Annotated in this window: 15 protein-coding genes; 8 read left to right on the top strand and 7 right to left on the bottom strand. The window is 73.4% G+C overall.

The window, feature by feature from the left end:
* Positions 1-118: 118 nt before the first annotated feature.
* Entirely contained in the window at positions 119-463 is a 345-nt protein-coding gene (locus tag P2F65_RS07085; protein WP_275805505.1) for a WhiB family transcriptional regulator, read from the top strand.
* Between the two features lie 9 nt (positions 464-472).
* On the opposite strand, the gene P2F65_RS07080 is transcribed toward P2F65_RS07085, so the two are convergent.
* From P2F65_RS07080 to P2F65_RS07070, 3 genes are read right to left on the bottom strand one after another with little or no spacing between them, the layout of a single operon-like run.
* Positions 473-1,660, bottom strand: a complete 1,188-nt coding sequence (locus P2F65_RS07080; RefSeq protein WP_275805503.1) for an ArsA family ATPase — start codon at positions 1,658-1,660, stop codon at positions 473-475.
* Entirely contained in the window at positions 1,660-2,667 is a 1,008-nt protein-coding gene (locus P2F65_RS07075) for an ArsA-related P-loop ATPase (RefSeq protein WP_275805501.1), read from the bottom strand. The genes P2F65_RS07080 and P2F65_RS07075 overlap by 1 nt, the downstream gene beginning before the upstream one ends.
* A gap of 9 nt (positions 2,668-2,676) precedes the next feature.
* Positions 2,677-3,471 (bottom strand): alpha/beta hydrolase, encoded by a 795-nt coding sequence (locus P2F65_RS07070; protein WP_275805499.1) that lies wholly within the window; start codon positions 3,469-3,471, stop codon positions 2,677-2,679.
* Between the two features lie 34 nt (positions 3,472-3,505).
* Between P2F65_RS07070 and P2F65_RS07065 the strand changes: the two genes are divergently transcribed.
* The 4 genes from P2F65_RS07065 to P2F65_RS07050 are packed head-to-tail and all read left to right on the top strand — an operon-like array spanning position 3,506 to position 5,787.
* Positions 3,506-3,661 carry a DUF4177 domain-containing protein gene (locus tag P2F65_RS07065; protein ID WP_275805497.1) on the top strand — a complete coding sequence of 52 codons (156 nt, stop codon included), beginning with the start codon at positions 3,506-3,508 and terminating at the stop codon, positions 3,659-3,661.
* Positions 3,662-3,663: 2 nt separating this feature from the next.
* Complete coding sequence (locus P2F65_RS07060; RefSeq protein ID WP_275805495.1) at positions 3,664-4,140, top strand: RidA family protein; 477 nt, start codon at positions 3,664-3,666, stop codon at positions 4,138-4,140.
* Between the two features lie 10 nt (positions 4,141-4,150).
* Positions 4,151-4,981, top strand: coding sequence for an NUDIX domain-containing protein (locus tag P2F65_RS07055; protein WP_275805493.1), 831 nt, complete (start codon positions 4,151-4,153; stop codon positions 4,979-4,981).
* Positions 4,982-4,992: 11 nt separating this feature from the next.
* Entirely contained in the window at positions 4,993-5,787 is a 795-nt protein-coding gene (locus P2F65_RS07050; RefSeq protein ID WP_275805491.1) for an MBL fold metallo-hydrolase, read from the top strand.
* Here P2F65_RS07050 and P2F65_RS07045 read toward each other — a convergent pair.
* Positions 5,768-6,445 carry a Crp/Fnr family transcriptional regulator gene (locus tag P2F65_RS07045; RefSeq protein ID WP_275805489.1) on the bottom strand — a complete coding sequence of 226 codons (678 nt, stop codon included), beginning with the start codon at positions 6,443-6,445 and terminating at the stop codon, positions 5,768-5,770. The genes P2F65_RS07050 and P2F65_RS07045 overlap by 20 nt on opposite strands.
* 120 nt (positions 6,446-6,565) lie before the next feature.
* Here P2F65_RS07045 and nth point away from each other — a divergent pair, with 120 nt between their 5' ends.
* The 3 genes from nth to P2F65_RS07030 are packed head-to-tail and all read left to right on the top strand — an operon-like array spanning position 6,566 to position 9,140.
* Positions 6,566-7,267 (top strand): endonuclease III, encoded by a 702-nt coding sequence (gene nth, locus P2F65_RS07040; protein ID WP_275807321.1) that lies wholly within the window; start codon positions 6,566-6,568, stop codon positions 7,265-7,267.
* A complete protein-coding gene (locus P2F65_RS07035; protein WP_275805488.1) occupies positions 7,264-7,929 on the top strand; it encodes a CoA pyrophosphatase in 666 nt (221 codons plus the stop codon). The genes nth and P2F65_RS07035 overlap by 4 nt, the downstream gene beginning before the upstream one ends.
* Complete coding sequence (locus P2F65_RS07030) at positions 7,929-9,140, top strand: MarP family serine protease (protein WP_275805486.1); 1,212 nt, start codon at positions 7,929-7,931, stop codon at positions 9,138-9,140. Before P2F65_RS07035 ends, P2F65_RS07030 begins: the two co-directional genes overlap by 1 nt.
* Positions 9,141-9,169: 29 nt before the next feature.
* On the opposite strand, the gene P2F65_RS07025 is transcribed toward P2F65_RS07030, so the two are convergent.
* The 3 genes from P2F65_RS07025 to nhaA are packed head-to-tail and all read right to left on the bottom strand — an operon-like array spanning position 9,170 to position 11,953.
* Positions 9,170-10,093 carry an alpha/beta hydrolase gene (locus P2F65_RS07025; RefSeq protein WP_275805484.1) on the bottom strand — a complete coding sequence of 308 codons (924 nt, stop codon included), beginning with the start codon at positions 10,091-10,093 and terminating at the stop codon, positions 9,170-9,172.
* A 56-nt stretch (positions 10,094-10,149) separates the two neighbouring features.
* Positions 10,150-10,566 (bottom strand): phage holin family protein, encoded by a 417-nt coding sequence (locus P2F65_RS07020; protein WP_275805482.1) that lies wholly within the window; start codon positions 10,564-10,566, stop codon positions 10,150-10,152.
* Positions 10,567-10,615: 49 nt separating this feature from the next.
* Positions 10,616-11,953: a Na+/H+ antiporter NhaA gene (gene nhaA / locus P2F65_RS07015; protein WP_275805480.1), complete on the bottom strand. Its 1,338-nt coding sequence runs from the start codon at positions 11,951-11,953 to the stop codon at positions 10,616-10,618.
* Positions 11,954-12,009 lie beyond the last annotated feature (56 nt).

Raw genomic sequence — 12,009 nt, 5'->3', positions numbered from 1 at the left:
AACTACACGAATGGGCCATGTCTTCACACCAGTGAACTTTTCTATCGTCGGTCGTGCCCGAGTCGGACATAAGCAACCGATTGGGCACGGTTTGACCCGCTTTGACTGGAGGATCGCAATGACCATCGCGCCGTCACGCACCGCCCGTCCGGTGGCCTTCGGGGCTCACTGGGTCGAGGACTGGGCGCCGCTCGGCCGATGTGCCAAGTCCGACCCCGACGCCCTCTTCGTGCAGGGCGCGGCGCAGCAGACGGCCAAGATCGTGTGCCAGGGCTGCCCCGTCATCGCAGAGTGCCTCGCGGACGCGCTCGACAACCGCACCGAGTTCGGTGTCTGGGGCGGGATGACCGAGCGTGAGCGCCGGGCCCTGCTGAAGCGCCGTCCGAACATCGCCTCCTGGGCCGCGCTCTTCGCCCAGGCCCGCGCCGCCCAGGGCGGCGAGCAGGGCGCCGTCAGCGCCTGAGGCCGCTGGTCAGGGCGCCGTCAGCGCCCGGCCCACCTCCCGCAGGCCCTCCAGGTCGTGGATGTCCTGGGCCGCCGCGGGCACCTCGACCACCGGTATGCCGGGATGGCCGGCGACGAACCGGCGCACCAGAGCCTCCTGCCGCTCGGCCGTCTCGGCCAGGTTGGCGTGCAGGCGCAGCAGGCCCTCCGTGAGCGCAACGCTCTGCGACGTCCGGTCCGCCTCCGCCAGCTGCTCCGCCGCGGCCAGGGCACGTGACCCGCTCAGCGTGGGAGCGCCCAGGCGCTGCACCCGGTTGACCACGACGCCGGCGAGCGGCATCCCCTCCTCGTCGAGCCGGTCGACGAAGAACGACGCCTCGCGCAGGGCGTCGCGCTCCGGTGCGGCGACCACCACGAAGGCGGTCTCGGGGTTCCCCAGCAGGGCGTAGGTCTTGTCGGCACGCTCACGGAACCCGCCGAACATCGTGTCGAGGGCGGCGACGAAGGTCTGCACGTCCTGGAGCACCTGCCCGCCGAGGACCTTCGACATGACCGTGGTGGCCATGGTGACGCCGGAGCTGAACACCTTGAGGTAGGCCCGGCCGCCGGCCTTCGCCGGGGCCATGAGCAGGCGGATGAAGCGGCCGTCGAGGAACGAGCCGAGCCGCTTGGGGGCGTCGAGGAAGTCCAGCGCCGAGCGCGACGGCGGGGTGTCGACGACGATGAGGTCCCAGGTGCCCTCCTCGCTCGCCCGGGCGCGAAGCTGGCCGAGCTTCTCCATGGCCATGTACTCCTGCGTGCCGGCGAAGGAGCTCGAGACGGCCTCGTAGAAGGGGTTGGCCAGGATCTGGGCTGCCTTCTCCGGGGTGGCGTGCGCCTCGACGACCTCGTCGAAGGTCCGCTTCATGTCGAGCATCATCGCGTCGAGCGACCCGCCCGCCCCCGAGTCGAAGCCGGCCACCGGGCGGGGGGTGTTGTCGAGCTCGGTGAGGCCCAGCGACTGGGCCAGCCGCCTGGCCGGGTCGATGGTGAGCACGACGACGCGGCGGCCGAACTCCGCGGCCCGCAGGCCCAGGGCGGCGGCCACGGTGGTCTTGCCGACCCCGCCCGCCCCGGTGCAGACGATGATGCGCGTGCTGCGGTCGTGGAGCAGCGCGTCGAGGTCGAGGTGCGTCTGCGCCTCGGAGCCCGTCGCGCCCTTCGCGGCTGCGGCCATCAGATCATCCCCTGCTCGGTGAGGGCGTCGGCGAGCACGCGGATGCCCCCGGCCTCGGTGCCCTCGGGCAGCAGCGGGAGCCGGTAGACCTGGCGGCCCTGCGCCAGCAGGACGGCCTCCTGCTCCTGCTGCAGGGCGACCCGCTCCGAGTGCTCCCGCGCCTGCTCCAGCAGGCCCGCGACCATCGCGGCGCTCGTGCGGACCGACACCGACTTCAGGTCGGCGGTCACGGCGGGCGCCACGTCCTCGGGTCCCGTGGTCACCGACGCCAGCTCCTTCTCCTCCAGGAGTGGCTCGTGCACCTGGTTGATGACGATGGCACCGAGCGGCAGGGAGGCGGCGCGCAGCTCGGCCAGGGCGTCGACCGTCTCCTGCACGGGCATCTCCTCGAGCAGCGAGACGACGTGCACCGCGGTGGTGTGGCTGCGCATCATCCGGGTGATCGAGTCGGCCTGGCTGCGGATGGGGCCGACCTTGGCGACGTCGGCGACCTCGGCGTTGACGTTGAGGAACCGCACCACGCGACCGGTGGGAGGCGCGTCGAGCACCACCGCGTCGTAGGCGAGGGCATCGCGGTGGCGCCCGCCCCGCCGCCGTCCCGCCGCCTCGTAGACCTTACCGATGAGCAGCACGTCCCGCAGGCCGGGGGCGATCGTCGTGGCGAAGTCGACGGCGCCGACCTTCTCGAGCACCGTGCCCGCGCGGCCGAGCTTGTAGAACTTCTGGAGGTACTCCATGAGCGACTCTCGGACGTCGACGCTCATCGCGTAGAGCTCGCCGCCGCCGCGCTCGTGCACGATGCGGGTCTCCTCGTGCCCGATCGGGGGCACGTCGAAGGTCTGCGAGATGCCCTGGCGCTCCTCGACCTCGGCGAGCAGGACGCGCTTGCCCTGGCGGGTCAGCGCCAGGGCCAGGGCCGCCGCGACGGTCGTCTTCCCGGTGCCGCCCTTGCCGGTCACGATGTGCAGGCGCACACCGGCATGGCTGGGGGTGGCGGGGGGAGGCATGGCGCCAGCCTAGGAGGCGAGGTGGGAGACCGCAGCCAGGACCTCGGCGAAGGCGGGGTGCTCGGGGTCGATGAGCCCGAAGTGCTCGCACCCGCCGACCTCGCGCAGCGAGACCGGCACCTGTGCGCGCGGCGCCGCGTGCTCGGCGTAGGAGCGCGAGATCGCCACCGGCACGACGTCGTCGTCGGCGCCGTGCACCAGGGCCACGGGTGCGAGGGGCACGTGCAGGCGCGGGTCCGCCGCGGCATACGCCTCGGGCAGCGTCCGCGGGGTGCCCCCCATGAAGGCCTCCACCGCCCCGTCGCCCAGCCCCTGCTCGGACGCCGCGGCCAGGTCGACCACCCCGGCCAGGCTCACGACGCCGCCGAGGTCGGCGCCCCACGGCTGGCTCGCCGCCCACGCGACGAGGTGGCCCCCGGCCGAGTGCCCGACGAGCACGAGCCGGTCGGGCAGGTCGGGGTCGTGCCGCAGGGCCCGCACGGCCGCGGCCACGTCCGCACCGGTGCCCGGCCAGCCCCCACCCGGCATGCCCGTGCGGCGGTACTCGACCACGGCCACGGGGTAGCCGGCGTCGGCGAAGGCCTGCGCCTGGCACCCGGCGTGGGTGCGGTCGAAGCGCTCGCGCCAGAACCCGCCGTGCACCACGACGACACAGGTGTCCTTCGTCGCGCCGTCCGGGAGCCGGACGTCGTAGACCTGGGCGGGGTCCGGGCCGTATGCCGTGGTGCGGACAGGCGCGGGAGCGGTCCGGTCGAGGACGCCCCTGGGGTCGGGACTGGGCGCGGCGGGCTGGGGGTCGGCCATGCCGCCATCCTGTCAGCGTCGCTACGCTGCGCCCATGAAGAAGTACGAGTACGCGACCGTGCCCCTCATCGTCCACGCGACGAAGCAGATCCTCGACCAGTGGGGCGAGGACGGCTGGGAGCTCGTCCAGGTCGTGACCGGACCCGATGGCGGCAACCTCGTCGCCTACCTCAAGCGAGAGAAGGCCTGAGCATGAGTGCAGTCGAGGACCGCCTGAAGGAGCTCGGGCTCACCGTCCCCGAGGTGGCCAAGCCCGTCGCCGCCTACGTCCCGGCCCTGCTCGACGGCCGCCGCGTCTACACCTCGGGCCAGCTGCCGATGGCGAACGGCGAGCTCGCCGCGATCGGCAAGGTCGGCCACGGTGACGGCCTCGTCGCCCCCGAGAAGGCCGCCGAGCTCGCGCAGCTGTGCGCCCTCAACGCCATCGCCGCCGTGAAGTCGGTCGTCGGTGACCTCGACAAGGTCGCCCAGGTGGTCAAGGTCGTCGGCTTCGTCGCGAGCGACCCCTCGTTCACCGGCCAGCCCGGCGTCATCAACGGCGCCAGCGAGCTGCTCGGCAAGGCCTTCGGCGACGCGGGCGTGCACGCCCGCTCGGCCGTCGGGGTGGCCGTCCTGCCCCTCGACGCTCCCGTCGAGGTCGAGATCATCGTCGCGCTCGCCGACGACTGAGGCTGATGGCGTGATCCGGGAGTTCCCGGTGGCGCCGGTGCTGCGCGAGCACGCCGACGCCTGGCAGGCCGGCGGTGACCGGGGTGAGCCCGCGACGCCCCGCCCGGCCGCCACCGTCATGTTCGTCCGGGACGGCGCCGCCGGGCTCGAGGTCTTCATGCTGCGCCGCGCCGCCACGATGGCGTTCGCGCCGCGCACCATGGTCTTCCCCGGCGGCGGCGTCGACCCGCGCGACGCAGACCCGCGCCTGCCGTGGGCGGGTCCGACGCCCGCCGAGTGGGCCGAGCGGCTCCAGACCGACGAGGCCACCGCCCGCGAGCTCGTGGCCGCGGCGGTGCGCGAGGTCTTCGAGGAGTGCGGCGTGCTGCTGGCCGGGCCCTCGCCGGACAGCGTGATGGCCGACGTGCGCAGCCCGCACTGGCACCAGCAGCGGCTGGGGCTGCTGGACCGGTCGCACTCGCTGGCGGAGGTGCTCATCGGGCACGGCCTGGTGCTGCGCTCGGACCTGTTGTCCTACCGGGCGCACTGGATAACCCCGGAGTTCGAGCCGCGGCGCTACGACACCCGGTTCTTCGCGGCGGCCGTGCCCGCCGGGCAGGGCGCCGACGACCAGAGCACGGAGGCCGACACGGCCGACTGGGTGGCTGCCGCCGAGCTGCTGGAGGCCCAGCGCCGAGGTGAGGCGATGATGCTGCCGCCCACGCTGGTCAGCGTGGAGGAGATCGCCGCAGCGTCCAGCGCGGCCGCCTTCATCGCCGAGCGGCCGCCGGTCGCCCCCGTGACACCCCGACTCACGCAGACGCCCGACGGCCCGGTGATGCGGGCGGAGCTGCCCCGGTGACCGCGCCGCCCGTGGCAGAGCACTGGTCCGGCGGCCAGGTCACCGCCCGGGCCCACTGCGTGCTGGCCCCCAACCCCGGCCCGATGACCCTCGACGGCACCAACACCTGGGTGCTGGTCGAGCCGGGCGCGACCGAGGCGCTCGTCATCGACCCGGGTCCGCTGGACGAGGCCCACCTGCGACGGGTCCTCGACCACGTGGAGGGTCGCGGCGCCCGCGTGGTGCAGACCGTCCTCACGCACGGGCACCTCGACCACGCCGAGTCCGCGCAGCGGTTCGCCGAGCTGACCGGAGCCCCCACCCGCGCGGTGGGCCGCGGCCACGACGACCTCGGCGACGGCGACGTCCTGCGGGCGGGCGGTCTCGAGCTGCGGGTGGTGGCCACGCCCGGCCACACCTCCGACTCGCTCTCGTTCGCGCTGCCGGCCGACCATGCGCTGCTCACGGGCGACACCGTCCTGGGGCGAGGCACCACGGTGGTCGCACACCCGGACGGTGAGCTCGCGGCATACCTGGCATCGCTCGAGCGGATCGCGGCGCTCACCGGTGGCGGCGAGGTGACCACGATCCTCCCCGGCCACGGCCCGGTCGTGCCGGACGCCTCGGCGATGGTGGCCTTCTACCGGGTGCACCGGCGCGAGCGGCTGGAGCAGGTGCGCCAGGCACTGGCCGAGGGCGCGCAGGGGGTCGAGGACGTCGTCGAGCGCGTGTATGCCGACGTGCCGCGTGCGGTGTGGCCGGCCGCACGGCTCAGCGTGGCCGCCCAGCTGGAGTACCTGCGGGAGGTCAGCGGGCGCGGCGCTTGAGGCGCTCGACGTCCTGCAGCAGCACCGCACGCGCCTCGAGGCGCAGCCAGCCGCGGGAGGCGAAGTCGGCCAGCGCCTTGTTCACGGTCTCGCGGGAGGCGCCGACGAGCTGGGCGAGCTCCTCCTGGGTGAGGTCGTGCGCCACGAGGATCCCGTCCTCGACGGGCCGCCCGAAGCGGTTGGCGAGGTCGAGCAGCGCCTTGGCGACGCGGCCCGGCACGTCGGTGAAGACGAGGTCCGCGAGGTTCTCGTTGGTGCGGCGAAGCCGCTTTGCCAGCGCCGCGAGCAGCACCTTGGCGACCTCGGGCCGACCCGCGAGCAGGCCGGAGAGGTCCTCGTGGCCGATGCCCATGAGCTGGGTCTCGGCGACCGCGGTGGCGGTCATGGTGCGCGCACCCGGGTCGAACAGGCTGAGCTCACCGAACATCTCGCCGGGGCCGAGGATCGCGACGAGGTTCTCGCGGCCGTCGCTGCTGCGCCGGCCCAGCTTGATCTTCCCCTCGCCGATCACGTAGAGCCGGTCACCCTGGTCGCCCTCGTGGAAGAGCACGTCCCCGCGCTCGAGGTGGCGCTGGGTCATCGACTGCATGAGCCGGCCCGCGGCGTCGTCGTCGAGGGCGGCGAACAGCGGGGCTCTTCTCACCACGTCCTGGTCCACGGGCGACAGTGTGCCACGTCGCCTGACCACAGAACTGTCGGCACCGCCCCTTAGGCTGTGCAGGTGTCTGCTGTTGGTCGCGAGGAGTCGTCGGTCGCGCTGACCCGGCGCGCCCGCCGGATGTATCGCGCGCTGGCCGAGCGCTACCCGTATGCCCACTGCGAGCTCGACTTCGAGAACCCGCTGCAGCTGCTCGTCGCCACCGTCCTGTCGGCCCAGACCACCGACGTCATGGTCAACAAGGTCACGCCCACGCTCTTCGCGAAGTACCCGACGGCCGCCGACCTCGCCGCCGCAGACCGCGAGGAGATGGAGGCGATCCTCAAGCCCACCGGCTTCTACCGCGCGAAGACCAACTCGGTGATGCGCCTCGCTGCCGACCTCGTCGAGCGCTTCGACGGCGAGGTGCCGCCGCGCATGAAGGACCTCGTCACCCTCCCCGGGGTCGGGCGCAAGACCGCCAACGTCGTGCTGGGCAACGCGTTCGGCATCCCCGGCATCACGGTCGACACCCACTTCGGCCGCCTCGTGCGCCGCTTCGGCTGGACCGAGGAGGAGGACCCGGTCAAGGTCGAGGACGTCGTGGGCAGGCTGATCCCCCGCAAGGAGTGGACCATGCTGTCGCACGTCGTGATCTTCCACGGCCGGCGCACCTGCCATGCCAAGAAGCCCGCCTGTGGGGCCTGCCCGGTCGCGCGCTGGTGCCCTTCCTACGGCATCGGCGAGACCGACCCGGACAAGGCGGCGAAGCTGCTCAAGTTCGAGCTCGCCCCGGCGGCGCTGGCCGCCGCGACCCCGGCAGAGCGAGCCCCGCAGGCATGAGCGCGCCCCGCCCCGCGTGGATGACCCGCCTGCAGAGCGCCCTCGCCTACCCCGACCCGGAGTACTTCGACCGGTTCCAGCCGCCGGACGAGGGCGGCCGGGAGTCGGCGGTGCTCATGCTCTTCGCGCCGTCCGAGCACGGCGGTGAGGACGTCGTGCTCACCGAGCGCGCCCACCACCTCAGGTCCCACCCCGGCCAGGTCTCCTTCCCGGGAGGGTCGCTCGAACCGGGTGAGGACCCGGTGCAGGCTGCCTTGCGCGAGGCGCACGAGGAGGTCGGCATCGCCCCGGAGTCGGTCGACGTGGTCGCCGAGCTGCCGCCGCTCTTCCTCAGCCCGAGCCAGCACGTCGTCACCCCGGTGCTCGCCTGGTGGCCGGTGCCGGCGGCTTTCGACCGCATCGATGCCGGCGAGGTCCACCGGGCCGAGCGGGTCCGCGTCGACCACCTGCTCGACGCCTCCATCCGCTTCACCACGGTGCACCCCCTTGGCTACGAGGGCCCGGCGTTCGAGGTCGACGGTCTCTACGTGTGGGGGTTCACCGCCATGCTCTTCAGCCGCGTCATGCAGCTCGCCGGGCTCGAGCGTCCTTGGGACCCCGACGTGCGCCGGCCCCTGCCCGAACGCTTCCACCCCCGCCCCCGACAGGAGGGGAGCACCTGATGGTCCTCGGACTGGGCATCCTCGACGTGCTGCTCATCCTGCTGCTCGTCGGCTACGCCGTCTCCGGCTACCGCCAGGGCCTCGTCGTGAGCGTGCTGTCGCTCGCCGGGTTCCTGGCCGGCGGCGCGCTCGCCATGTGGCTGCTCCCCACCGCCATCCACGAGTGGACCTCACTGGAGGCCACGCCGGTGCTGCGTGCCGTGGTGCTGGTCGCCGGGGTGTTCATCATCGCCTCCGTCGGCCAGGCCGTGGCCGTGGGTGTGGGCAGTCGCCTGCGCTCGCAGCTGCGGGTTCGCCCTGCCCGGGCGTTCGACTCCGTGCTGGGCGCCGTCGCGGTCGTCGCCGCCGTGTCGGTCATCGTCTGGTTCATCGCCGGTGCGGTGCGCGGCGGGGCGCCGGCCCCGCTGGCCAAGGCGATCGGTGAGTCACGGGTGCTCCGGACCATCGACGCGGTGGTCCCACCGCAGACCTCCCGCCTCTTCGCCGGCTTCCGCGAGGTGCTCGACCGTGAGGGCTTCCCCCGGGTGTTCGAGGGCCTGGAGGCCGAGCCCATCGCCCCGGTCGAGCCCCCGGACCCGAACGTCGCGCGCACCCCGGGCGTCGCGGCGGCCGGCGACTCGATCATCAAGATCACCGGGATCGCGGAGGCCTGCAACCGCGGCCAGGAGGGCAGCGGCTGGGTCGTCTCCCCGGGCCGCGTGGTCACCAACGCCCACGTCGTCGCCGGCATGCGCACGGTGACCCTGCGGGTCAAGGGCACCGGGCCCTCCTTCGAGGGGCGCGTGGTGCTCTTCGACCCCGAGCGCGACCTGGCCGTGGTCGCCTCGCCCGACCTGCCCGCCGAGCCCCTCGACCTCGGGGCCGAGCTGGGCCGCGGTGAGGGCGGGGTCGTGGCCGGCTTCCCGCTCGACGGGCCCTACCGGCTCGACGCCGCCCGGGTGCGCGACGTCGTCCAGGCCCGCGGCTCGGACATCTACGGCACGCCGGGCACGAGCCGCGAGGTGTACTCCCTCTTCGCCCGGGTGCGCCCGGGCAACTCCGGCGGCCCACTGCTGTCGACCTCCGGTGACGTGGTGGGCGTCATCTTCGCCAAGTCGCTCGACGACAACAGCACCGGTTACGCGCTGACCCTCGACGAGGCGCGTCCGGTGCTCGAGGCGGCCCCCTCCGCCAACCAGCCGGTGAGCACCGGCCCCTGCGTCGCGGGCTGACGCCCCGCGCCGGCCCAGCGTGAACCGGCTCAGGTACGGAGGCGCTCGAGCCAGGCCAGCAGGTGCCGGCTCACCGCCTCCGGGGCCTCCTCGGGCAGGAAGTGACCGGCGCGAGCCACCTCGTGCTCCTCGTAGGGCCCGGCGCAGTACTGGCGCGAGCCAGGCATGATCTCCGGCAGCACGACCGGGTCGTCCTCGCCGTGGACCTGCAGCACCGGAACCTCCACCGGAGCGCTCACGCGTTTGGCGAACCGCCACCCGTCGGGGCGGGCCTGGCTGCGCACCACCCAGCGGTAGTACTCGGCGGCCGAGTGCGCCACGAAGGGCAGGGCCATGGCGTCCGAGTAGGTCCGCGCCTCCTCGAGGCTGGGCCAGATGCCCCGGGGGGAGGCCCACTCGCGCAGCAGCCGCTGGACGTAGCCGCCGTGCATGGTCATCTCCCGCTCGGGGACGAAGGGTCGCTGCAGCCCCGCCAGGTAGCCGTTGGCCCGAGCCTGGCGCGCGTTGGTGAAGGAGGCGTGCCGGAACACCAGCGGGTGCGGCATGCTGACCGAGGCGACGGCGGACGTCACGGCCGGTTGGAGGGAGGCCATGCTCCACGCGATCCAGCCGCCCCAGCCGTGCCCGACGACGCAGGCGCGGGACGCCCCCAGCGACCGGATCACGCTGGCCACGTCCGTGGCCGACGTGCGGGTGTCGTAGCCGCGCGGAGGCTTGTCCGACGCGCCGTAGCCGCGCAGGTCCATGGCGCAGGCCCGGAAGCCGGCGTCGGCGAGCGCCTGCATCTGGTGGCGCCAGGCCCACCAGAACTGCGGGAAGCCGTGCAGGAGCAGCACCAGCGGGCCGTCGCCCTGCTCGGCCACGTGGAACCGGGCGCCGTTGGCGGCCACGAACCGGTGCTCCCAGGGGCCGTCGAAGAGCACCATCGCGGCGTCAGGGGCGTTGGGGGGCACGGACCGGTGTGGGGGTGGGAGCGGGCGGGCGTTGCGGGGTGTCGGCGGTGTCGGGCTCAGTCGCCGGACTTGAGCGCGTCGATGGTGTCCTGGGCGTTCTTGATCGTGCGCTCGGGCTTGGGCTGGACCTTGGTGACGCTGTTCCTGCCCACCAGGCCGAGGATGCCGGCGACCGCGAAGAGCAGGACGGTGGTGATGAGGTAGCCCGCCCACAGGGGCAGCCAGATGTCGATGACGTTGGCCAGGGTGTGGAAGAGGAAGATGAGGCCGAGCAGTCCGACGAAGGCAGCCCCGGCCAGCAGGCCCGCGCCCTTGCCGGCGAGCTTCGCCTCGCCCGTGATCTCCGCCTTCGCCAAGGCGATCTCGTTGCGGACGATGGCGGAGAGGTCGGCGGTCGCGTCGGCGACCAGCTGGCCGATCGTGCGCTCCTGGCCGAGGGTGTTGCGCTCCGGACCGGGCGTGCTGGTGGCCATCTGCAGGTCCCCTTCTTCTCGTCGGCGGCCCGCGCGGGCCGCCTCCACCCTAGCCGCGTCCGGGGGACTCCACATCTGAGCGCTCGAAGACGTCCGGGACGCCGTCCTGGTCGTGGTCCACCGTCTCCTCGAGGGCGATCCGGCGGTACACGCGGTTGCGGGTGCGCAGCACGACCGCGGCGAGGAGGGCGGAGACCAGGGAGCCCATGAGCACGGCCAGCTTCACGTGGTCGTCGCGCTCGTTGCCGGCGCCGAAGGCGAGCTCACCGACGAGCAGCGAGACGGTGAAGCCGATGCCCGCGAGCAGGGAGAGGCCGAGGACGTCCCACCACGACAGCTCGTCGTCGAGCTCGGCTCGGGTGAAGTGGGTGAGGAGCCACGTGCCGCCGAGCACACCGACGAGCTTGCCGAGCACGAGCCCCACGACCACTCCACGCGCGGCGTCGTCGGCCAGTGCCTGGCCGAACCCGCCACCGACGACCGTCACCCCTGCCGCGAAGAAGGCGAAGACCGGCACCGCGACACCGGCCGACAGCGGACGCAGCCGGTGCTCGAACCGGTGCGCCACGTCGAGGTCGGCCGGGAGGGTGCTCAGCCGGGGAACGCTCTCGCGCGGACGGACCGGCACGGTCAGCCCCAGCAGGACGCCGGCCACCGTGGCGTGGATGCCGGAGGCGTGCACCAGCGTCCAGGTGGCGAAGGCCAGCGGGAGGAGGAAGTACCACTGCGTGATGCGGCGCTGCACCAGGAAGGCGAAGACGGCGAGCGGCACGAGCGCCAGCAGCAGCAGGAGCGGCTCGAGCGAGGATGTGTAGAAGATGGCGATGATCGTGATCGCGACGAGGTCGTCCACGACCGCGAGCGTGAGCAGGAACGAGCGCAGCGCTGCAGGGAGGTGGGTGCCGATGACCGCGAGCACGGCCAGGGCGAAGGCGATGTCGGTGGCCGTCGGGATGGCCCAGCCGCGCACGGCGTCCGGCGAGCCGCCGAGGAGCACGACGGCGGTGTAGAACGCCGCCGGCACCGCGACACCGGCCAAAGCGGCTCCGACCGGGACGGCGGCCTTGGCGGGGGTGCGCAGCTCGCCGACGAGGAACTCGCGCTTGAGCTCCAGCCCGGCGACGAAGAAGAAGATCGCCAGCAGTCCGTCACCGGCCCAGTGGCCCAGCGTCAGGTCGAGGTGCAGCGTCGGCGTGCCCACCACGGTGTCCCGCAGCGCGGCATACCCCTCCCTCCATGGGGAGTTGGCCCAGATCATGGCCGCCAGGGCGGCCCCCAGCAGGAGGGCGCCACCCACCGTCTCGGTGCGCAGGGCCGCCGCCACGAACTGGGCCTCGGTCCAGCTCGGGCGCCGGAGGATGCGGGGGCGGGCGGAGGGGGAAGTCACAGGGGCCGTTCCTCGGGGTCGTCGGTGCGCGTGGACCCCCGTCGCAGGACGGGCGC

Source organism: Knoellia sp. p5-6-4 (genome assembly GCF_029222705.1).
GTDB lineage: Bacteria > Actinomycetota > Actinomycetes > Actinomycetales > Dermatophilaceae > Pedococcus_A.
Note: the sequence above shows the minus strand (reverse complement) of the source record. Positions and strands in the feature narration are given on the sequence as shown.

What these genes read in the sequence shown, in the direction of transcription:
- P2F65_RS07085 (WP_275805505.1), top strand. Translation starts at nt 119, where the DNA reads ATGACCATCGCGCCGTCACGCACCGCCCGTCCGGTGGCCTTCGGGGCT.
- P2F65_RS07080 (WP_275805503.1), bottom strand. Translation starts at nt 1,660, where the DNA reads ATGGCCGCAGCCGCGAAGGGCGCGACGGGCTCCGAGGCGCAGACGCAC.
- P2F65_RS07075 (WP_275805501.1), bottom strand. Translation starts at nt 2,667, where the DNA reads ATGCCTCCCCCCGCCACCCCCAGCCATGCCGGTGTGCGCCTGCACATC.
- P2F65_RS07070 (WP_275805499.1), bottom strand. Translation starts at nt 3,471, where the DNA reads ATGGCCGACCCCCAGCCCGCCGCGCCCAGTCCCGACCCCAGGGGCGTC.
- P2F65_RS07065 (WP_275805497.1), top strand. Translation starts at nt 3,506, where the DNA reads ATGAAGAAGTACGAGTACGCGACCGTGCCCCTCATCGTCCACGCGACG.
- P2F65_RS07060 (WP_275805495.1), top strand. Translation starts at nt 3,664, where the DNA reads ATGAGTGCAGTCGAGGACCGCCTGAAGGAGCTCGGGCTCACCGTCCCC.
- nth (WP_275807321.1), top strand. Translation starts at nt 6,566, where the DNA reads ATGTATCGCGCGCTGGCCGAGCGCTACCCGTATGCCCACTGCGAGCTC.
- P2F65_RS07035 (WP_275805488.1), top strand. Translation starts at nt 7,264, where the DNA reads ATGAGCGCGCCCCGCCCCGCGTGGATGACCCGCCTGCAGAGCGCCCTC.
- P2F65_RS07030 (WP_275805486.1), top strand. Translation starts at nt 7,929, where the DNA reads ATGGTCCTCGGACTGGGCATCCTCGACGTGCTGCTCATCCTGCTGCTC.
- P2F65_RS07020 (WP_275805482.1), bottom strand. Translation starts at nt 10,566, where the DNA reads ATGGCCACCAGCACGCCCGGTCCGGAGCGCAACACCCTCGGCCAGGAG.